Origin of the sequence: Pseudokineococcus sp. 1T1Z-3 (genome assembly GCF_037482365.1) — a bacterium.
GTDB lineage: Bacteria > Actinomycetota > Actinomycetes > Actinomycetales > Quadrisphaeraceae > Pseudokineococcus.
The window spans coordinates 59175-79788 of the sequence record NZ_JBBHZF010000004.1 but is presented as its reverse complement, the minus strand read 5'-3'; the positions used below and the strand labels follow the sequence as shown (position 1 = coordinate 79788).

Annotated in this window: 18 protein-coding genes; 13 read left to right on the top strand and 5 right to left on the bottom strand. The window is 75.8% G+C overall.

Going from position 1 to position 20614, the window contains the following annotated elements; genetic code table 11:
- Positions 1-72 precede the first annotated feature (72 nt).
- From WDV86_RS02315 to WDV86_RS02285, 7 genes are all read left to right on the top strand, one after another.
- Positions 73-822, top strand: a complete 750-nt coding sequence (locus WDV86_RS02315) for a response regulator transcription factor (RefSeq protein WP_339565978.1) — start codon at positions 73-75, stop codon at positions 820-822.
- Positions 819-2540 carry a sensor histidine kinase gene (locus tag WDV86_RS02310; RefSeq protein ID WP_339565977.1) on the top strand — a complete coding sequence of 574 codons (1722 nt, stop codon included), beginning with the start codon at positions 819-821 and terminating at the stop codon, positions 2538-2540. The genes WDV86_RS02315 and WDV86_RS02310 overlap by 4 nt, the downstream gene beginning before the upstream one ends.
- A 71-nt stretch (positions 2541-2611) precedes the next feature.
- Positions 2612-3307, top strand: a complete 696-nt coding sequence (locus tag WDV86_RS02305; RefSeq protein ID WP_339565976.1) for an NUDIX hydrolase — start codon at positions 2612-2614, stop codon at positions 3305-3307.
- A gap of 115 nt (positions 3308-3422) precedes the next feature.
- Positions 3423-4739 (top strand): quinolinate synthase NadA, encoded by a 1317-nt coding sequence (nadA, locus tag WDV86_RS02300; RefSeq protein ID WP_339565975.1) that lies wholly within the window; start codon positions 3423-3425, stop codon positions 4737-4739.
- On the top strand, positions 4736-6370 hold the full coding sequence (locus WDV86_RS02295) for an L-aspartate oxidase (protein WP_339565974.1): 1635 nt from the start codon (positions 4736-4738) through the stop codon (positions 6368-6370). Before nadA ends, WDV86_RS02295 begins: the two co-directional genes overlap by 4 nt.
- Positions 6371-6423: 53 nt before the next feature.
- The gene (nadC, locus tag WDV86_RS02290; protein ID WP_445262911.1) at positions 6424-7335 is read left to right on the top strand and encodes a carboxylating nicotinate-nucleotide diphosphorylase; all 912 of its coding nucleotides are present in this window, start codon (positions 6424-6426) and stop codon (positions 7333-7335) included.
- Positions 7332-8519, top strand: coding sequence for a cysteine desulfurase family protein (locus tag WDV86_RS02285; protein ID WP_339565972.1), 1188 nt, complete (start codon positions 7332-7334; stop codon positions 8517-8519). The genes nadC and WDV86_RS02285 overlap by 4 nt, the downstream gene beginning before the upstream one ends.
- Before the next feature lie 63 nt (positions 8520-8582).
- Here WDV86_RS02285 and WDV86_RS02280 read toward each other — a convergent pair whose 3' ends face one another.
- Complete coding sequence (locus WDV86_RS02280) at positions 8583-9545, bottom strand: SDR family NAD(P)-dependent oxidoreductase (protein WP_339565971.1); 963 nt, start codon at positions 9543-9545, stop codon at positions 8583-8585.
- Positions 9546-9600: 55 nt separating this feature from the next.
- Between WDV86_RS02280 and WDV86_RS02275 the strand changes: the two genes are divergently transcribed.
- Positions 9601-10176 (top strand): TetR family transcriptional regulator, encoded by a 576-nt coding sequence (locus tag WDV86_RS02275; RefSeq protein WP_339565970.1) that lies wholly within the window; start codon positions 9601-9603, stop codon positions 10174-10176.
- A gap of 302 nt (positions 10177-10478) precedes the next feature.
- Here the strand turns inward: WDV86_RS02275 and WDV86_RS02270 are convergent, their stop codons facing one another.
- Positions 10479-11522 (bottom strand): alcohol dehydrogenase catalytic domain-containing protein, encoded by a 1044-nt coding sequence (locus WDV86_RS02270; RefSeq protein ID WP_339565969.1) that lies wholly within the window; start codon positions 11520-11522, stop codon positions 10479-10481.
- A gap of 430 nt (positions 11523-11952) precedes the next feature.
- On the opposite strand from WDV86_RS02270, the gene WDV86_RS02265 reads away from it, so the two are divergent.
- Entirely contained in the window at positions 11953-13491 is a 1539-nt protein-coding gene (locus WDV86_RS02265; protein ID WP_339565968.1) for a cryptochrome/photolyase family protein, read from the top strand.
- Positions 13492-13602: 111 nt separating this feature from the next.
- Here WDV86_RS02265 and WDV86_RS02260 read toward each other — a convergent pair whose 3' ends face one another.
- Both WDV86_RS02260 and WDV86_RS02255 read right to left on the bottom strand, forming a co-directional pair.
- Positions 13603-15228, bottom strand: coding sequence for an alpha-amylase family glycosyl hydrolase (locus WDV86_RS02260; RefSeq protein ID WP_339565967.1), 1626 nt, complete (start codon positions 15226-15228; stop codon positions 13603-13605).
- Positions 15225-16208: a TIGR03885 family FMN-dependent LLM class oxidoreductase gene (locus WDV86_RS02255; protein WP_445262910.1), complete on the bottom strand. Its 984-nt coding sequence runs from the start codon at positions 16206-16208 to the stop codon at positions 15225-15227. The genes WDV86_RS02260 and WDV86_RS02255 overlap by 4 nt, the downstream gene beginning before the upstream one ends.
- A 262-nt stretch (positions 16209-16470) precedes the next feature.
- Here WDV86_RS02255 and WDV86_RS02250 point away from each other — a divergent pair, with 262 nt between their 5' ends.
- The 4 genes from WDV86_RS02250 to WDV86_RS02235 all read left to right on the top strand — a co-directional run bounded on the left by WDV86_RS02250 (position 16471) and on the right by WDV86_RS02235 (position 20245).
- Positions 16471-16968 (top strand): hypothetical protein, encoded by a 498-nt coding sequence (locus WDV86_RS02250; protein WP_339565966.1) that lies wholly within the window; start codon positions 16471-16473, stop codon positions 16966-16968.
- 1 nt (position 16969) lies between these two features.
- Complete coding sequence (locus WDV86_RS02245; protein WP_339565965.1) at positions 16970-17953, top strand: SMP-30/gluconolactonase/LRE family protein; 984 nt, start codon at positions 16970-16972, stop codon at positions 17951-17953.
- A 139-nt stretch (positions 17954-18092) separates the two neighbouring features.
- A complete protein-coding gene (locus WDV86_RS02240) occupies positions 18093-18773 on the top strand; it encodes a GntR family transcriptional regulator (protein WP_339565964.1) in 681 nt (226 codons plus the stop codon).
- Positions 18770-20245 (top strand): MFS transporter, encoded by a 1476-nt coding sequence (locus WDV86_RS02235; protein WP_339565963.1) that lies wholly within the window; start codon positions 18770-18772, stop codon positions 20243-20245. The genes WDV86_RS02240 and WDV86_RS02235 overlap by 4 nt, the downstream gene beginning before the upstream one ends.
- A gap of 30 nt (positions 20246-20275) precedes the next feature.
- Here the strand turns inward: WDV86_RS02235 and WDV86_RS02230 are convergent, their stop codons facing one another.
- Positions 20276-20608: a hypothetical protein gene (locus WDV86_RS02230; RefSeq protein WP_339565962.1), complete on the bottom strand. Its 333-nt coding sequence runs from the start codon at positions 20606-20608 to the stop codon at positions 20276-20278.
- Positions 20609-20614: the final 6 nt, after the last annotated feature.

The following is a 20614-nucleotide window of genomic DNA, read 5'->3' as shown; positions in this document are numbered from 1 at the left end:
CGGCGGCGCCCGCACAGCGAGCGCACAGGACCTGCACGGACAGCGGAGAGCCGGAGGGTCCACAGTTCACCCATGGCCACAGCGACAGCCCGCGGGACCCTGCAGCGCCGGGACGGCAGCCCCCTGCGCGTCCTCGTCGTCGACGACGAGCGCAACCTCTGCGACCTGCTCTCCATGGCGCTCAAGTACGAGGGCTGGGCGGTGCAGACCGAGGGCGACGGGCTCGGCGCCGTCCGCGCCGCCCGCTCGTGGCGCCCGGACGCCGTCGTGCTCGACGTCATGCTCCCCGACATCGACGGGCTGGAGGTGCTCCGCCGGATGCGCGCCGACGGCGCCGACGTGCCCGTCCTCTTCCTCACCGCCAAGGACGCCGTCGAGGACCGCGTGGCGGGGCTGACGGCCGGCGGGGACGACTACGTCACCAAGCCCTTCAGCCTCGAGGAGGTCGTCGCGCGCGTTCGGGGGCTGCTCCGGCGGACCGCGGCGGTGGGCGCCGAGCCCGACAGCGTCCTCGTCGTGGGCGACCTCACGCTCGACGAGGACAGCCACGAGGTCACCCGTGCCGGGCAGGAGATCCGCCTGACGGCCACCGAGTTCGAGCTGCTGCGCTACCTCATGCGCAACCCCCGGCGGGTGCTGTCGAAGGCGCAGATCCTCGACCGGGTGTGGAACTACGACTTCGGCGGCCAGGCGAACGTCGTCGAGCTCTACATCTCCTACCTGCGCCGCAAGATCGACGCCGGCCGCGCCCCGATGATCCACACCATGCGTGGCGCCGGGTACGTGCTCAAGCCCGCGGCGGTGGACGCCGGCCCCGCGTGATCAGCGAGAGGGCCCGCGGGGGCCGCCTCCTCACCCGCGGCCGCCCCGGCCGGGCCGACGGCGGCGTCCCGGCGACGACGACGCGCGGCCGCGCCCGGACCCTGCGTGGCCAGCTGCTCCTGGGGCTGAGCGCCGTCCTCGTCGTCGTCCTGCTCGTCACCGGGGCGGTGACCCTGCTCGTGGTCGACCGCGTCCTCGTCGGGCAGGTCGACCAGCAGGTGCAGCAGGACGCCGCGCAGATCGCCCGCGCCCTCGACGCGACGGGCGGCGGCCCGGGAGCCGGGCCCGGGGGCGACGACGACGGCGACGTCGACCCGTCGGGCCCCGCGTCCTCCGGCACGTCCTCGGGGGCCGGCCCGGGTGGTCCCCGCGGCCCTGGCGCGCGCGAGGGGCTCAACTTCCTGCTGTTCGGCCTGCCCGTCGGGTCGCTGGGCGCGCGCGTGCAGGACGGCGCCGTCACGGCCGCGACGCTGGACGAGAGCTCGCAGGGCTTCCCCGACGTCGACGCCTGGTCGGCCGCGGAGGCCTCCGCGCTCGCGGACGTCGGGGCGGCGCCCGGCGGGGGGCCCGTGACCGTCGACGTCCCCGGCCGCGGCGACTACCGCGTGGTCGCGACCTCGGCCGGCGGGGACCAGGTCCTCGTCGGCCAGCCGCTCTCCGAGACGACCGGCGTCGTGCGCCAGCTCGCCGTCGCGGTGGTGCTGCTGGCCGCCATGGGCTTCGTCGTCGCGGTGGTCGCCAGCCGGGTCGTGCTCGACCGGGGGCTGCGTCCCCTGCGCAGGGTCGCGGCGACGGCGACGCGCGTGTCCCGGCTGCCGCTCGACCGCGGCGAGGTCGACCTGTCCGTCCGCGTCCCTGTGCGTGACACCGACGCCCGGACCGAGGTCGGCCAGGTCGGGGCCGCCCTCGACCGCCTGCTGCTGCACGTGGGGGCGGCGCTCGCGGCCCGGCACCGCAGCGAGACGCAGGTGCGGCAGTTCGTCGCCGACGCCAGCCACGAGCTGCGCACGCCGCTCGCCTCGATCCGCGGGTACGCCGAGCTGGCCGGGCGCCGCCGCGCGGAGGTCCCCGAGGAGGTGGCCCACGCCGTGGAGCGCGTGCAGTCCCAGGCGCTGCGGATGACCGGGCTCGTCGAGGACCTGCTGCTGCTCGCCCGCCTGGACGCCGGCCGCCCGCTCGACCGCGAGGAGGTCGAGCTGCCGCTGCTCGTCGTCGAGGCGGTCAGCGACGCGCAGGTCACCTCGCCCGACCACCGCTGGGTGCTCGACCTGCCCGGGGGCGACGACGACGGGCGCGAGGAGGCGGTCGGGGAGCGCGCCCCCGACGGCCAGGACGGCGAGGAGCCGCTCGTGGTGCCCGGCGACGCGGCCCGGCTGCACCAGGTGCTGGCGGGGCTGCTCGCCAACGCGCGCACCCACACCCCGCCCGGCACGACGGTGACGACGCGGCTGCGGGCCACCCCCGCCGGCGCCGAGGTGGTGGTCGAGGACGACGGCCCGGGCATCGACCCGGGCGTGCTGCCGACGGTCTTCGAGCGCTTCGCCCGCGCCGACACCTCCCGCTCGCGCGCCGCCGGCAGCACGGGCCTCGGGCTCGCCATCGCCCACGCCGTCGTCGAGGCGCACGGCGGGGTCGTCGACGTCGAGTCCCGTCCCGGCCGCACCGCCTTCCGCGTCCTCCTGCCCTGGGAGGGGACGCCCAGACCGACGCACCCGTAGTTGTCGCGTCGACCAGAAGTGACGTAGGCTCGTCGCGTCAGTAAGGGTCGCGTCGACCACAAGGGGGCGCCGTGGTGCAGGGTGGACCGGTCGCGGTCTCCGTCGCCGTGTCGACGGTGATCTTCACCCTGCTCGAGCACGACGGCGCCCTGCGGCTGCACCTGCCGCTGGTGCGGCGCACCCGCGACCCCTTCGACGGCGCCTGGGCCCTGCCCGGCGGCTGGATCGGCGAGGGCGAGGACCTCTCCCTGGCCGCCCGGCGCACCCTCGCGGAGACGACGGGCCTGCGCCCCAGCTACGTCGAGCAGCTGTACACCTTCGGCCGCGCCGACCGCTCGCCCACGGGGCGCGTCGTCTCCGTCATCTACTCGGCGCTGGTCCGCAGCCCCGAGGCCGCGCGCGTGGCCGAGGTGCACAACGTGCGCTGGGTCCCCGTCGACAAGGCGTGCGGCCTGGCGTTCGACCACGACGACGTCGTCGCGTACGCGCTGTTCCGGCTGCGCGCCAAGGTCGGCTACGCGCAGGTGGCGGTGCACCTGCTGGGGGAGTGCTTCACCCTCGGCCAGCTGCGCGAGGTGCACGAGGCCGTGCTCGGGCGCGAGCTCGACCCGGCCAACTTCCGCCGCCGCGTCGTCGCCTCCGGGGCGGTCGAGGCGACCGACGAGCACCTGACCGGCGGACGGCACCGACCGCCGCGGCTCTACCGCGCCGTCGTCCCCGAGGGCGCCGCGGGCCCGTTCGAGACGACGGAGGGGCCGGCCGCCTAGACCACCGCCGCCCGCCCCCGGCAGCCGGCGCAGGCCCCGCGCAGCACTGCCAGCACGCACGACGAGCACCAGCCAGCACCACGAGACGCGGCCGACACCGCGTCGAGGAGGACCGATGACCACCACGCCGCTGCAGCTCCGCCCCCTCCCGCGCACGTCCGACGAGTCCACCGCCCGCCTGGGCGCCGCGGGCGAGAGCCTGTGCGACCCCGCGCTCGCCGAGGGGCCCTGGGCGATGGACGCCGTCCCGGGCCTGCCCGAGCCCGAGCCCGTCTACGGGCCGGGCAGCTCGAACCACGACGTCGCGCCGCCGAGCACGCCGGTGCAGCGCCGCATCCCGCAGGAGTACCGCAGCGCGCCGGTGGCCGAGCTGGAGGCGCGGATCGCGGCGGCCAAGGAGGCGCTGGGGGACCGGCTGGTCGTCCTCGGGCACTACTACCAGCGCGACGAGGTCGTGCAGTTCGCCGACTTCGTCGGCGACAGCTACCAGCTCGCGCGGCAGGCCAGCACGACGTCGGCCGACCACGTCGTCTTCTGCGGCGTGCACTTCATGGCCGAGACGGCCGACCTGCTGACCTCGCCCGAGCAGAGCGTCGTCCTGCCCAACCTCGCCGCGGGCTGCTCGATGGCCGACATGGCCGACCTCGACAGCGTCACCGCCTGCTGGGAGCAGTTGGAGGCGGTCTACGGCACCGAGCCCGACGCCGAGGGCCGCGTGCCGGTCGTGCCGGTGACGTACATGAACTCCTCGGCGGCGCTCAAGGCCTTCTGCGGCGACCACGGCGGCATCGTCTGCACCTCCTCCAACGCCGCCGCGGTGCTGGAGTGGGCCTTCGAGCGGGGCCAGCGGGTGCTCTTCTTCCCCGACCAGCACCTGGGCCGCAACACCGGCTCGGCGATGGGCGTGCCGACCGAGCGGATGCCGGTGTGGGACCCGCGCCAGCCGCTGGGTGGCAACGACTCCCAGACGCTGCACGACGCCCAGGTGCTCCTGTGGCGCGGGTGGTGCTCGGTGCACCAGCGCTTCACGACGGCGCAGGTGGAGGCCGCCCGCGCGGCCGACCCGGACGTGCGCGTCGTCGTGCACCCCGAGTGCCCGAAGGAGGTCGTCGACGCCGCCGACGAGGCGGGCTCGACGCAGTACATCGAGCGCGTCGTCCGGGAGGCCGCGCCCGGGTCGAGCTTCGCCATCGGCACCGAGATCAACATGGTCAAGCGGCTCGCGGCCCAGTACCCCGACCGCACGGTCGCCTGCCTCGACCCCGTCATCTGCCCCTGCTCGACGATGTACCGCATCCACCCCGGGTACCTCGCGTGGGTGCTGGAGGCGCTCGTGGACGGCGAGGTGCTCAACCAGGTGAGCGTCGACGAGGGCGTCGCGCAGTCCGCCCGGGTGGCGCTGCGGCGCATGCTCGAGGTGCAGCCGTCATGACGGCCGCCGACCACGCGACCACTGATCCCGCGACCACTGACCCCGCGACCGCCTCGGGCGCACCGGTGCTCGTCGTCGGGACGGGCGTCGCCGGGATGACGACGGCGCTCGGCCTGCGGGCCCGCGGCGTGGCCGACGTCGTCCTCGTCACCAAGACGGCGTGGGACGGCGCCTCCGGCGGCGGCAGCACGGCCTGGGCCCAGGGCGGCGTGGCCGCGGTGACCGGCGCGGACGACGACGTCGCCCTGCACGTCGCCGACACCCTCGCCGCCGGTGCGGGCGCGTGCGACGAGGACGCCGTGCGGGTGCTGTGCACGGAGGGGCCGGTGCGGGTCGTCGAGCTCGCCGAGCGGGGGCTGCGGCTCGACGGCGCCGAGGCGGCCGCCCCGGTCGACCCGGCGCTCTGGCGCCGCGGCCTGGAGGCGGCGCACTCGCGCCCCCGCGTCCTGCACGCCGGGGGGGACGCGACGGGCGCGGCCATGAGCGCCGCCCTCGTCACGGCGGTCGGGGCCGCGGGCATCGCCGTCCGCGACCGCACGGCGCTCGCCGGCCTCGTCGTCGAGGACGGCCGCGTGGTCGGCGCCGAGCTGCTGGGCGACGGCGAGGGCGTGCAGCCGGTGGCTGCCCGGGCCGTCGTGCTGGCGACCGGCGGTGCGGGGCAGCTGTCCTCGTGCTCGACCAACCCGCCCGAGGTGACCGGTGACGGCCTCGCCGCGGCGTGGCTCGCCGGCGCCGTCGTCGCCGACCTCGAGCAGCTGCAGCTGCACCCCACGGTCGCCGCGACGGCTGCGCCCTTCCTCGTCTCGGAGGCCGTGCGCGGCGAGGGTGCCGTGCTGCGCGACGAGGAGGGCCGGCGCTTCCTCGCCGACCCGGCCTCGCCCCTGCACGACCCCCGCGGGGAGCTGGCGCCGCGCGACGTCGTCGCCCGCGCCGTCGCGGCCGTCGTCGCCCGCCAGGAGGGCCGGCCCGTGCTGCTCGACGCGACCGCGCTCGGAGCCGCGCTGCCGCAGCGCTTCCCGAGCATCCACCGGATGCTCGCGGCGGCCGGCGTCGACTGGACCCGCGAGCCGGTGCCGGTGCGGCCGGCCGCGCACTACTGGATGGGCGGGGTCGCGACCGACGTCCGCGGACGGACGAGCCTGCCGGGGCTGTGGGCCGTCGGCGAGGTCGCGCGCACCGGGGTGCACGGCGCGAACCGGCTGGCGTCGAACTCGCTGCTGGAGGGGCTCGTCTTCGGCGACCGCGCTGCGGCCGACGTCGCGGGCGTCCTCGCCGGTGGCGAGGCCGCGCCCGCGCCGGCCCCGGGCCTGGTCGAGGAGCTGACCTTCTCCGGCGTCCCGGACGTGCCGAGGGCGCAGGTGCAGCAGCTCGTCGACGAGCACGCCGGGCTGCTGCGCGACGCGCACGGGCTGGAGCTGGCCGCGAAGGCCCTCGACGGGTCGCCGCTCGCCGCTGGCCCGCCGGCCACCCACGCCGAGCTGGAGGACCGCTCCCTCGCCGTCTGCGCGCGCCTGCTGGTCGCGTCGGCGGCGCGGCGGCCGGAGAGCCTCGGTGCGCACTTCCGCTCCGACGCGGCCGGGTGCACCCCGCGCGGCGCGGACCACCCCGTGGTGCTGCGGAGGGCGTCGTGAGCGCGCCGGTGGTCGACGCCCCCGCGCCGCCGACGGGCGTGCGGCGCGGCGGCCTGCGCGCGGGCGACGTCGGCGCGCTGCCGGTCGCCGCGGTCGAGGCCGTCGTCGCGGCGGCGCTGGCCGAGGACGCCCCGTGGGGGGACGCGACGACCGAGGCGCTGCTCGGCCCGGACGCACGGGCGACCGCGCGGCTCACGGCCCGTGAGCCGGGGGTCCTCGCCGAGCTGGGCGTCCTCGACGCCGCGGTGCGGCAGGCCTCCGCGCTCGCCGACCCGGTCGGGGCGCCGACGCCGACGGTCCGACGACTCGTCGCGGACGGCGAGCACTTCACCGCCGGGCAGGTGCTCGCCGAGGTCGAGGGCAGCGCGCGGGCGGTGCTGCGCGCCGAACGGGTCGCGCTCAACCTCGTGCAGCGGCTGTCGGGGGTGGCGACGTTGACGGCCGCCTTCGCCGCCGAGGTGGAGGGCACGGGCGCGCGCGTCGTCGACACCCGCAAGACGACGCCCGGCCTGCGGGCCCTGGAGCGGGCGGCCGTGCGCTGCGGCGGCGGGCACAACCACCGCACGACGCTCTCGGACGCCGTGATGGTCAAGGACAACCACCTCGCCGTCCTGACGGCCGACGGCTGGGACGACGCCGTCGTCACCGCCGGGCTGCGCCGGCTGCGGGACTCGTTGCCGCACACCACGACCGTGACGGTCGAGGTCGACCGGCTGGATCAGCTCGACGCCGTCCTCGCGGCCGGCGTGGACGTGGTCCTGCTCGACAACATGACGCCCGAGCAGCTGCGCCGCGGCGTCGCTCAGGTCGCCGGGCGGGCGCTCGTCGAGGCCAGCGGGGGCGTGCGGCGGGAGACGGTCGGGGCGGTCGCGCGCACGGGCGTGGACCTCGTCTCGGTCGGGGCGCTGACGCAGGCGGCGCCGTGCCTGGACCTGGGGCTCGACGTCGTCGTGGAGCGTCCGTGATCTACCTCGACCACGCGGCGACCTCACCGCCGTCGCGGGCGGCCCTCGAGGCGCAGTGGCCCTACCTGACGCAGGTCTTCGCCAACCCCTCCAGCGCCCACGAGCCCGGGCGGGCGGCCCGCGCGGGGCTGGACGCCGCGCTCGCCGAGATCGCCGGCGTCCTCGGCTGCCGCCCGGGCGAGGTGGTGCTCACGAGCGGCGGGACGGAGGCCGACGACCTCGCGCTGCTCGGCGTGGCCGCCGCGGCCCCGCGCGGGCGGCACGTCGTGACGACGGCCGTCGAGCACCCCGCGGTCCTCGAGGCGGCGCGGGCTCTCGGGAGAGGCGCCCTGGGCGAGCCCTTCCGGGTCGACGAGATCGGGGTCGACGGCGACGGCGTGCTGGACCTCGCCGCGCTGGAGGCGGCGCTCACCCCGCAGACGACGATCTGCTCGGTGATGCTCGCCAACAACGAGGTCGGCACGGTGCAGCCCGTGCGGGAGGTCGCCGCGCGCTGCCGTGCCGTCGGCGTCCCGCTGCACGTCGACGCGGTGCAGGCGCCCGGCCAGCTCGACGTGCGGCTGGACGTCCTCGGCGCCGACCTGCTGTCGGTCTCGGCGCACAAGCTCGGCGGGCCCCGCGGCGCCGGCGTGCTGGTCGTCAGGGGGGCGGTGCCGCTGGTGCCGCGCATCCACGGCGGGGGGCAGCAGCGCGGACGGCGCTCGGGGACGGTCGACGTCGCGGGCGCGGTCGGGACGGCGACGGCGCTGCGGCTGGCCGAGGAGGGTCGCGCGACCGGCGGACCGCGGCTGGCCGCGCTGCGGGACCGGCTGGTCGCCGGTGTGCTGCAGACGGTGCCGGGAGCGGTGCTGACCGGCCCGCCGGTCGACGCCGTCCTGGCCGACGGCTCACCGGCGCGCCTACCCGGTCACGCGTCCTTCGTCTTCCCCGGCCTCGGCGGCGAGACGGTGCTCGCCGAGCTGGAGGAGCGTGGCGTCGTGTGCTCCTCGGGCTCGGCGTGCGCGGCCGACAGCGACGACGCCTCGCACGTCCTGCTCGCCTGCGGCTTCGGCGAGGACGCCGCCCGCACCGCGGTGCGGCTGACCCTCGGCGCGGGCACGACGTCCGAGCAGGTCGAGGAGGTCGTCGCGCTCGTGCCCGAGGCGGTCGCCGCCGCCGGCGGGGCTGCGCTCCTCGCGGCCTGAGCCGGCGTCCGTCGTCCGTCCAGCAGCGCTGCGGGGGCGCTCAGCCGCCTGTCCGCTGAGGCGTCAGCGGCGGGCGCCCGCGACGAGCTCCTCGCTGACGTCCCACAGCGCCCGGGCGTCGTCCGCGTCCAGCGCGTGCGGCAGCACGCCGTGGATGCCCTGCAGCTCCTCGACGACCTCGGCCTCCTGGCAGTCCTCGAAGTACCGGCCGCCGACGCCGGCCACGAGCGGGGAGGTGGCGAGGAACACCGACGTCGCCGCGCCCTGCTCGGTCGACTTCATGGTGAACGCGCCCGACTCCTCGGCCTGGCGCGACTGCTCCAGCGCGGCGGCCCGCTGCTCCTCGCTCCAGTGCCGCTGCAGCGGCGTCCAGATGCCGCCCGGCATGAGGGCGTTGGCGGTGATGCCGTCGTCGGCCCAGCGCCGGCTCGCCTCCACGGCGAAGAGGGCGTTCGCCGTCTTCGACTGGCCGTAGGCCAGGTTCGGGTCGTACGGGCGGCGCTCGAAGAAGAGGTCGTCGAGGACGACGGGCGAGGCGGCGTGCCCGCTGGAGGAGACGACGACCACCCGGGCGTCACCGGCCGCCGCGAGGGCGTCGTGCAGACCGGTGGCGAGTGCGAAGTGCCCGAGGTGGTTGGTGCCCATCTGGGTCTCGAAGCCCTGCGCCGTCCGGCCCTCCGGGGTGTCCATCACCCCCGCGTTGTTGACGAGGACGTGCAGCGGGCCCTCCCACGCCGCGACGAAGGCGTCGACGGAGGCGAGGTCGGCCAGGTCGAGGGCCGCCACGTGGACGGCGTCGTCGCGACCGCTCGTGCCCCGGATGTCGGCCGCGGTGCGCTCACCCGCACCGGTGCTGCGGACGGCGAGCGTGACGTCGGCGCCGGCGTGCACCAGCGCGCGGGCCGTCTCGACGCCGATGCCGGAGGAGGCCCCGGTGACGACGGCGCGACGGCCGGTGAGGTCGACGCCCTCGACGACGTCGAGGGCGGTGGAGGTGGCGGTGAAGGGGCTGCTGATCCGCGTCACGCCACCACAGTAACCAACTAGTTAGTCACCCGCCAGGGATGTCTAGGGTGGTGTGGTGAGCAGGGACGGGGAGGCGAGCCGGCGTCGGCTGCTCGACGCCGCGACCGAGGAGTTCGCCGAGCACGGCCTGGCGGGGGCGCGCGTGGACCGCATCGCCGCGGCCTCCGGCGTCAACAAGGCGCAGATGTACGGCTGGTTCGGCTCCAAGGACGGGCTCTTCGACGCCGTCTTCGACGACCAGCTGCACCGGATCGTCGACGTCGTCCCCTTCACGGCCGAGGACCTGCCGGGGTACGCGGTCCGCCTCTACGACAGCTACCTCACCGCGCCCGGCCTCATCCGCCTCGCGAGCTGGCACCGGCTCGAGCGGGTGCGCTCTGGCCCGCTGCTGCGTCAGGGCACCGAGGTCTGGACGGACCCCAAGCACGCCAGCATCCTGCGCGCGCAGGAGGCGGGCCGCGTCGTCGCCGACCTCGCGCCCGAGGACGTCTACGCCCTCGTCATCGCCCTGGCCGGCACGTGGTCCCCCGTGAGCGGGACCTTCGTGGCCACGAGCGGGGACCCCGACACCGACCACGCCCGACGGCGGGCGGGGCTGCGGCAGGCGGTCTCCCGGGCCTTGGTGCCCTGAGCGCCGGCTGGTGGGCTCCGCGTCAGCCAGGTCGGCGGGCCCCGCCGGACGCTCGGGCTCGCGCCGGCCCGGCGTGGGCGCGCTGGAAAGGGACGCCCTCCGGGGCGCCCTGGCCGTGAAGGGTGTTGCGCCAGAGGCGTCCGCGCAGGCCTGCGCCGTCGCCACCGAGGACCAGGACGGGCCCTTCTGCCGACCTGCTGAGCCCGGGCGGCACCGCCACGTCCGTGGTCCGGGACGGGACACCTGGGCGGCCTCGTCGACGTCGCCGACGAGGCCGCCCAGGCGCCGGACGGGGGCGTCGCTCAGGGGCGGACGGCGACCTTGAGGGCCTCGCGCTGGTCCATCGCCGCGTAGGCGGAGGGCGTCTCCTCCAGGGAGACGGTGCGGTCGAAGACCGCACCCGGCTCCAGGCGGCCGGCGACGACGTCGGGCAGCACGTCCTCGAGGTAGGCGCGCACCGGCGCCACGCCCCCGGCGAGGCGGACGTTGCGGCTGAAGAGCGACGTCCCGCCGATGGGTGCCTCGTCGTACTGCGGGACGCCCACGCGGCTGATGACGCCGCCGGGGCGGACGGCGCCGACGGCCATGTCGTAGGCGGGACGCAGCCCCACGGCCTCCAGCACGACGGGCGAGCCCTGACCCTTCGTGAGCTCCTTCACCTTGGCGACGCCCTCGTCCCCGCGCTCGGGGATGACGTCGGTGGCTCCCCACTCCCGCCCCAGGTCGGTGCGGGCGGTGTGACGGCCCATGAGGATCACCGTCTCCGCCCCGAGGCGGCGGGAGGCCAGGACCGCCGAGAGACCGACCGCGCCGTCGCCGATGACGGTGACGGTGCTGCCCGGGCCCACCCCGCCCATCACAGCCGCGTGGTGGCCGGTGAGGAAGACGTCCGAGCAGGCCAGCAGCGACGGCAGCACGGGGCTGTCCTCGGCGACGTCGACCGCGACGAGGGTGCCGTCGGCCCACGGCACCCGGATGGCCTCGGCCTGGGCGCCGCCCACACCGGGCATGCCGACGCCGTAGATGCCGCCGTGCTCGCAGGAGGTCTGCAGGCCGTCGCGGCAGAAGTCGCAGGTGCCGTCGGAGAAGACGAACGGGGAGACGACGAAGTCGCCCTTGCGGACGGTGCTGACGTCCGAGCCGGTCTCCTCCACGACGCCGACGAACTCGTGACCCATGGCGGTGCCCTGCTCGCTGTCGGGCTTCGAGTGGTACGGGTGCAGGTCCGACCCGCACACGCAGGCGCGGACGACGCGCACGACGGCGTCGGTCGCGTTCTCCAGGCGGGCGTCGGGGACGTCCTCGACGCGCACGTCGCCCGCGCCGTACATGAGTGCTGCTCGCATGGTGGTGCTCCTTGTGCTCGTGGGGTTCGCGCGGACGGGGTGGGCTGGGTGTCCTCGGCCGGGTCGGCGATGGCGGCGCCGGGCCCGGGGCTCCTCGTCCGGAACTCGACGATTCGACCTCCAGGACGGCGTCTCCGCCACCTGGGGGCAGGCCGCGGAGGTGGCCCCACTAGGCGGGCCTGGTGCAGCGGGGGAAGGTGCAGGTCTGGTCGCGGGGGCGGATGGCGGTGCGGATCCGGCGAAGTGCCGTCCGGGCCCCCCACGCGCCGTCGTCGCCCGACCGGGGACGCCCAGCCGGGCTATCGGGGCCGGATCACACGGCGCCGCGTCCCCAGACGGCCGTGCCGACGCCGCCACGCGCCGACGCCGCCACGCGGGCCCGTACCGCCCCCGCCGAGCGCACGGACGACCCCTGGCCGAGCATCACCCCATGGCGACCGCTCCCTCCGGCCCCACCCGCTGGCTCTTCGGCGACCAGCTGGGTCCGCACTTCCTCGGCAGCCCGGAGAAGCCCGGCGACGACGGTGAGCAGTCGGTGCTGCTGGTCGAGTCCCGCCGGGTCTTCGCGCGGCGTCGCTACCACCGGCAGAAGGCCCACCTGATCCTGTCGGCGATGCGGCACCGCGCGGCCGAGCTGGGAGAGCGGTGCAGCTACCACCGGGTCGAGACCTACGGCGAGGCCCTCGCGAAGGTGCCGAAGAAGGCGCTGCCGCTCTCTGTCTGCTCACCGACCTCACGCCAGGCCGAGGCCTTCGTCCGCGGGCTCGACGGGTCGGGCGACCTGCCCGCCGTCGAGGTGCTGCCCCCGCGCGGGTACGCGACGAGCCGTGAGGACTTCACGCGCTGGGCGGACGGCAGCAAGCAGCTGCGGATGGAGGACTTCTACCGCCGCGCCCGCCGCGCCCACGACGTCCTCATGGACGGCGGCGAGCCCGCCGGCGGGCAGTGGAACCTCGACCACGAGAACCGCGAGCCCCCGCCCAAGGGCGCCGACGACCTCGGCCTCGCCCACCCGTGGCTGCCGACCGAGGACGAGATCGACGAGGAGGTCCGCGCCGACCTCGACCGCTGGGAGGCCGACGGCGACGTCTCCTTCGTCGGCCGCGACGGGCCACGGGCCTTCGCCGTCACCCGGCAGGAGGCCCTCGCGGCGCTCGACGACTTCGCCCGCCACCGGCTGCCCGAGTTCGGCCCCCACGAGGACGCCATCCTCGAGGGCGACGAGTGGATGGCGCACTCGATGCTCTCGGCGCCGATGAACCTCGGGCTGCTCGACCCGCTGGAGTGCGTCGAGCGCGCCGAGAGCGCCTACCGCTCCGGCGACGCGCCGCTCGCGAGCGTCGAGGGGTACGTGCGCCAGCTCGTCGGGTGGCGCGACTACATCTGGCACGTCTACTGGTACGCGGGCGCCGACTACCTCCAGCGCAACGAGCTGGCCGCGCACGAGCCTCTGCCGCAGTGGTTCTGGGACCTGGACGCCGACGCCGTCGAGGCGCGGTGCCTCTCGCACGCGCTGCGCGGGGTGCGCGACCGGGGGTGGGTCCACCACATCCCGCGGCTCATGGTGCTCGGCAACTACGCGCTGCAGCGCGGGTGGGACCCGGCCGAGCTGACGGCGTGGTTCGGCCGCAGCTTCGTCGACGGCTACGACTGGGTGATGGCCGCGAACGTCGTCGGGATGAGCCAGCACGCCGACGGCGGCCTCATGGCCACCAAGCCGTACGCCTCCGGCGGCGCCTACATCAACCGGATGAGCGACCACTGCGGCGGGTGCCGCTACAAGCCCAACGTGCGCGTCGGCGAGGACGCCTGCCCCTTCACCGCCGGGTACTGGTGGTTCCTGGACCGCAACGCCAAGCGCCTCGAGGGCAACTTCCGGATGAAGCGCCCGCTCGACGGGCGGCACCGGCTCAAGGACCTCGAGGAGCTCGTCGAGCAGGAGCGCGAGCGGGGCAGCGACGCGCCGTGAGCAACGGCACGTCGGCGACGACTCGCCCCTGAGAGGCGCGGGAGAGGGCGAGACGACGACTTGCCGCTGGGGTGCCGCCGGGGCGTCGAGTGGGTGACGACTCGCCCCGGTTCAGTGCACGTGCGCGTACCACCGGTAGCCGTAGCGGCCGAGCTGGACGGTGAGGCCGCCGCCGGCGTCGGCCTCGACCTCCTCGCGGGCGAAGAGGTCGAGCAGGTGGTCGCCCTCGGCGACGCCGTCGGCCGGCACGTGCACCTCGACCGGCTCCTCGCCCAGGTTGTGCAGCGTCGTCGTCCGCCGCCCGCCCCAGCGGCTCTCGAGGGCGACGACGGCCGAGGAGCCGACGTCGAGGAGGCGGACCTCCCCGCGGCCGAGCTCGGGGCGGTCGCGGTAGCGCGCCACCAGCGTCCGGAAGAAGTGCAGCGGGGAGCCGGGGTCGCGCTCCTGGTCCTCGACCCCGCGCCCGTCCGGCTCGGTGCCCCACCGGACGCGCGTGCGGACGGCGAGCCGCCCCGGCAGCGAGAGGTCCTCGTCCTGCGCCAGCTCCTCGCCGTAGTAGAGGACCGGCGTGCCGGGGACGGCGAAGGCCAACGCGTAGACCATCTCCAGGCGCTCGCGGTCGTGCCCGAGCATCGACGGCGCCCGCAGCCGCAGGCCGCGCCCGAAGATCTGCTGGTCCTCGTCCGGGCCGAAGGCGGCGAGCACCTCGGCCAGCTCGTCCTCGGCCAGCTGGTCGAGCGTCAGCTCGTCGTGGTTGCGCACGAAGACGCCGAAGGCCTTGCTGTCCGGCAGCTCGGGGCGCTCGCGCAGCGTCGCCAGCACCGGCCCGGCGTCCCGGCGGGCCAGCGCCAGGTGCATCCGCTGGTTGAGGACGAAGTCGAAGTTCATCGTCATGCGGGCGTTCGGCCCGCCGAAGAACGACGTCTGCTCCTCGTAGGGGGTGTTGACCTCGCCGAGCATCACCGCCTCGGCGCTGCGCCGGGACAGGAACGTGCGCATGAGGTCGAGCATCGCGTAGGACTCCGACAGCGCCTCGCGCTCAGGCCGGGGCCGCCCGTCGGCCCCGTCGTCGTCGGCATCGCCCTCGCGCGTGGCCGTCTCCAGGAAGTACGGGACGGCGTCGACCCGGAACCCGCTGACGCCCAGGGCCAGCCAGAACCCCATGATCCGGCGGATCTCGTCGCGCACCTGCGGCTCGGAGGTGTTGAGGTCCGGCTGGTGGCTGTAGAAGCGGTGCCGGAAGAACTGCCCGGCCGCCTCGTCGTAGGTCCACACCGAGTCCTCGGCGTCGGGGAAGAAGAGCTCGGCGTCGTCGTCGGCCGGGTCGGGCTCGTCGCGCCAGACGTACCAGTCGCGGTGCGCGGAGTCGCGGGAGGAGCGCGCGTCCTGGAACCACGGGTGCTCGACCGAGGTGTGGTTGACGACGAGGTCCACGAGCACGCGGATGCCGCGCTCGCGCAGCGCCCGCACCACCTCGGTGAAGAGCCCCAGGTCACCCACCTCGGGGTCGACGGCGTAGTAGTCGCTGATGTCGTACCCGTCGTCGCCCTCGGGGGAGGGGTAGAAGGGCTGCAGCCACACGAAGGTCACCCCGAGGCGGGTGAGGTGGTCCAGGTGCTGGCCCATCCCGAGCAGGTCGCCGTGCCCGTCGCCGTCGCCGTCGGCGAAGCGCTCCAGGTCCAGGCAGTACCCGACGCCGGTGCGCCACCACTCGTCGGCGGTCGCGGTGAGCATCATCGGGTGCGCTCCGCGAGCGCCGTCGCGGTCGTGCCCGCGCCCGTCGTGCCGACGAGCGGCTCGGGCGCCGTGACGTCGAGCTGGGGCAGCACCGAGGTGCCGGCCGCGTCCAGCCACGCCTCCTGGTCCTGCCCGACGTGGTGCAGGTAGAGGCGGTCGAAGCCGACGTCGCGCATCTCGACGAGGCGCTCGACCATCCGGCCCAGGTCGCTCTCGACGACGACGGGCCCGTCCACCCCGGGTGGCGTCACCTGCCGGCCGATGTCGTCGAACTGCTCGACGGTCGCGACGTCCGCGAGCACGTGCGAGCCGAAGACGTTGGTGCGCCACTGGTGGTGCGCCGTCGCGAGGGCCTCCTCGCGCGTCGGGGCCCAGCTGACGTGGACCTGCAGGCACGCCGGCCCGCGACCGCCGGCGTCCCGGTAGGCACCGAGCACGGCGCGCAGCTCCTCCACCGAGGAGTTGACGGTGATGAGCCCGTCCGCCCAGGTCCCGGCCCACGCCGCCGTGCGCGGGGTGATGGCCGCGGCGAGCAGCGGCGGCGCGGCCTCGACCGGCGGGCGGCTCCAGACCTTCGCGCGGTCGACGACGACCCGTCCGTGGTGGGTGACCTCCTCGCCGGCGAGCAGACGGCGCATGACGTCGACCGACTCGGCCAGGCGCGCGTCCCGGTCGGCCTTCTCCGGCCAGCGCTCACCGGTGACGTGCTCGTTCATCAGCTGGCCGGTGCCCAGCGCGGCCCAGAAGCGCTGCGGGAACATCTCTCCCAGGGTCGCGACCATCTGCGCGCTGACCGCTGGGTGGTAGCGCTGCCCCGGGGCGTGGACGACGCCGAAGCTCAGGTCGGTGCTGGCCAGCGCCGCGCCGAGCCAGGTCCACGCCATGCCCGACTGGCCCTGGTCGCTGCTCCACGGGGTGAGGTGGTCCGAGCACATCGCCGCGCTGAAGCCGACCTCCTGCGCGCGGACGACGTCGCGCAGCAGGCGGCTCGGGGGGGATCTGCTCGTGGGAGGCGTGGAAGCCGACGACGGTCACGGGGGCTGACGCTAGGGCTTGCCCTCCCGCAGCGCAGCGAGAGCCGGGCCGGGACGGCGGCCAGGACGCCGCCGCGGCGGCAGGCCAGGGCGACGCCGGGCCACGTCGGTCTCGACACGCGGGGCGCTGTCGCGGTGTGGTCGAGTGAGCCTCGACGTCGACACCCGCCGGAACCCGTCCGGCCGAGGTCTCGTGAAGGAGGACCCCATGGCGCAGTCGCCGCAGACCCCCACCCAGTACCCCCTCGAGGGCGACGGCACCGACCCCGACAGCCCGCCGCGCATGCCCTTCCTGCACATGTGGACCGACCTGGACGGTGTCAGCCACATCGCCGACTCGCTGATGGCCGGTTTCGGCCGCAAGAGCGTCGGCGGGCCCGCGGCGCCGCAGTGGCTGCGGCCCTTCCCGGGCCAGGTGTCGGCCGTCGCCTTCGCCGTCCTGCCCGTGGGGTGGGTGGGGGCCTGGCACGAGAGCCCGGCGCCGCAGTGGGTGGTGCCGGTGAGGGGCCGCTGGTTCATCGAGACCCAGGACGGCGTGCGGGTCGAGATGGGCCCCGGGGACATCCACCTCGGCCAGGACCAGGGCACCACCGAGCGCGACGGTCGGCAGGGGCACCTGTCCGGGTGCGTCGGTGACGAGCCGTGCTTCCAGATGATCGTGCAGTTCGCGCAGTCGCCGGCGGCGTCGACGCGTCACCCGTTCTGAGATGACCGGACGACCCGGCCCCCTCTTCCCGCACCTCGCCGGCGGGCCCGTCCGGCTGCAGCAGCCGTGCGGCCCCGAGGTGCTCGACCTCCCGGCGGTCCGGGTCGACGACGAGCGCCTGGCCGACGCCCTGGACCCGACGTCTCGGATGGTCCGCCTGTACTCCCATGCCATCTGGTCCGAGGGCCCGACGTGGTGGGAGCGCGAGCGCACCCTCGTCTTCTCCGACGTGCGTGGTCGGCAGGTGCTGGGCCGGCGTGAGGACGGCGCGGTCGACGTGCTGCTCGACGCCACGCCCTACGGCAACGGCAACGCGGTCACCCTCGACGGTGCGCTCGTCCACTGCGAGCACGGCCGGCGCGGGATCAGCCGGACGACGGGCGGCAGCACGGTGGTGCTGGCCGACCGCACCGCCGGCGGACGGCTCAACTCGCCGAACGACGTCGTCGTCGCCTCCGACGGCGCCGTCTGGTTCACCGACCCGGTCTTCGGCCTCACCCAGCCCGAGGAAGGGTTCATGGAGCCGGCGGAGATCGACCACGAGAGCGTCTACCGCTACGCCGACGGCGCCCTGACGCGGATGGCCGACCTGGACGGGCCGAACGGGCTGGCCTTCTCGCCGGACGAGAGCGTCCTCTACGTGTCCCAGACCCCGCCCGGGGGGAGCGCCGAGATCGTCGCGTTCGACTGGGACGGGCGGACGCTGTCGGGCCGCCGACCCTTCGCGGAGGTCGAGAGGGGCATCCCCGACGGCTTCACCGTGGACCGCCGTGGCTGGCTGTGGTCCAGCTCTGAGGTGGGTGTCCAGGTGCTCGACGAGCGCGGGGCCACCCTGGGCCTGGTGCCCGCCCCGCACGTCGTCAGCAACTGCACCTTCGACGCCGGAGGGTCGCGGCTCTTCGTCACCGGGGGGTCGGACCTGCTCATGCTGGTGCTCCGACCCGGACCCCGTCACCCGGGCTCGGCGGCGACCACGACGACGTAGCCGGCGGCGAACCGGTCGTGGAGCCGCTCCTGTCGAGGGGGCGACGCGGTAGGAGGGCACGCGAGCTCGTGCCGGCGCGGTCCCGCTCGGCGAGACAGGCGACCACGCCCACGGTCTTGAGGTGCACGATAGATGCATCATGAGTCCTGCCGAGGCCGTGGCTGCCGAGCTCCCGAGGCCGCCCGAGCCGGCCTCCGACCGGGTCTTCGCCGTCCTCAAGCGCGGGATCCTCGACGGCACCTACCCCGGGGGGACGCTCGTCACGGAGGGCGAGGTCGCCGAGCGCGTCGGGGTCAGCCGCACCCCGGTGCGCGAGGCGCTCCTGCGGCTGCAGGCCGAGCGGCTCGTCGAGCTGTTCCCCAAGCGCGGCGCCCTCGTCCTGGCCGTCAGCGACGCCGAGGCGCGCGACGTCCTCGAGGCGCGCGAGCTCGTCGAGACGTGGGCGGCGCCGCGGGCCCTGGACCACGCGGACCAGCTCGTCCCCGTCCTCGACGGCCACGTGCTGGCGATGCGACGGGCGCGCGAGGGCGGGGACACCGCAGGCTTCGTCGAGGCCGACCGCTCCTTCCACGAGGCCGTCGTCGACGCCGCCGGCAACGCCGTCCTCGCGCGGCTGTACTCCTCGCTGCGGGACCGCCAGCTCTGCATGGGCGTGGCGACGATGGGGCTCGGCGCCACCCGCATGGACCGCGCCGTGCGTGAGCACCAGGCCCTGCGCGACGCCCTGGCGGAGGGTGACGGGCGCGCCTTCGACGCCCTGACCCGCGAGCACGTCCGCGGGGCGCGCGACGTCCTGCGCGGCGACCGGCGCGCGCCGTGACTCGGCCCGAGCGCGACGAGAGCACGCCGGACGAGGCGGGACTGGACGAGGTGGGGCTGGACGAGGCGGGGCTGGACGAGGGAGCGCCCGTCGACGCCGGTCCCGGCGTGGTGCCCCCGGAGGGGCCGCCGGCCGCGGCCCGCGCCGCGACGTCCGCCGCAGGGCGGGTGCGCCGGCGCCCCCGGGGAGGCGCCTCCGTGGTGTGGGCGGTCGGCGTGCTCGCCTACGTCGTCGCCGTCTTCAACCGCACCTCGCTCGGTGTCGCCGGACCCGCGGCGCTGGAGCGGTTCTCGACGGGCGCGGCGGTGCTGTCGGCCTTCGCCGTCGTCCAGCTCGTCGTCTACGCCCTCATGCAGGTGCCGGTCGGGGTCCTCGTCGACCGCTTCGGCACCAAGCGGCTGCTCGTCTGCGGTGCCCTGCTCATGGTCGTCGGCCAGGCGGTCCTCGCCGTCGTCACCGACCTGCCGGGCGCCTTCGCCGGCCGGGTCCTCGTCGGCCTCGGCGACGCCATGACCTTCATCAGCGTCCTGCGGCTCGTACCCGCCTGGTTCGCGGCCCGCCAGGTCCCGGTGATCACCCAGCTGACCGGGATGCTGGGGCAGCTGGGCCAGGTGCTCTCGGCGATACCGCTCACGGCGCTGCTCGCCGGTCCCGGCTGGTCCGTCGCCTTCGGCGGGGCCGCCGGGGTGGGGGCCCTCGTCGCGGTGCTCGTGCTCGTCGTCCTGCGCGACGCGCCCCCGGACGTCGCCGTGGTCCGCCGGCGCCGGTCCCTGGCCCAGGTCCGTCGCGAGGTCGCCCTCGCCTGGCGCGAGCCGGGCACGCGGCTCGGCTTCTGGTCCCACTTCACGTCGCAGTTCTCGGGCATGGTCTTCGCCCTGCTGTGGGGGTACCCCTTCATGGTGCAGGGGCTCGGGCTCCCGCCGGTGACCGCCGGCGCGATGCTCACCCTGCTCGTGCTCGGGGCCGTCGCGACCGGCCCGGCGGTCGGGCGGCTCACCGCCCTGCACCCGCTGCGGCGCTCGACCATCGTGCTCGCCATCGTGGGGACGACGGCGGTGGCCTGGGTCGTCGTCCTGGCCTGGCCCGGGGGCGCCCCGCTGCCGCTCGTCGCCGCCCTGGTGCTCGTCCTGGCGGTCAACGGGCCCGGGTCGATGGTCGGCTTCGACTTCGCCCGCACCTACAACCCGCCCGACCGCCTCGGCACGGCGACCGGTGTCGTCAACACCGGCGGCTTCACGGCCTCGCTGCTGACCATCTTCGGCATCGGCGTCGTGCTGGACCTGCTGGCCGGGGCCCAGACGCCGTCCCTGGCCGACTTCCGGGTCGCCATGAGCCTGCAGTTCCTCGTCTGGGCCGTCGGCGTGGCCATGCTGCTGCGCACCCGGCGCGTGGCACGCCGGGACCTGCTCGCCGACGGCGTCCAGGTGCTGCCGCTCTCCCGGGTCTGGCGGACCCGGAGCCTCTGGCGCTGAGGGGGAGCCCGGCCGGCCTGCGGGAGCGCGTCAGCGGGCCGGGACGCCGTCGTCCGTGCTGGCCTCGGCGCGCCGCCGACGGCCCAGGGCCCAGCTGAGCAGCAGCACGGCCACGACGCCCGCGGCGAGCAGGACGACGGCGACCAGTCGCACCCAGTCGAGCGCCCCCTGGCACGCCTGCATCCCGACGATGGCGCCGCCCATCCCTCCGACTCCGTCGAGGCCCGCGGACAGGTCCGCCAGCCGCGGCGGCCCCGGGACCGCGGCGGACCCGCAGCGGAAACCGCCCCACGTCACCGGCACGAAGAGGAGGACGGCGCCGACGGCGGCGGCGAGGAGGCTGGCGACGCGGGCTGCTCGCATGGCCCG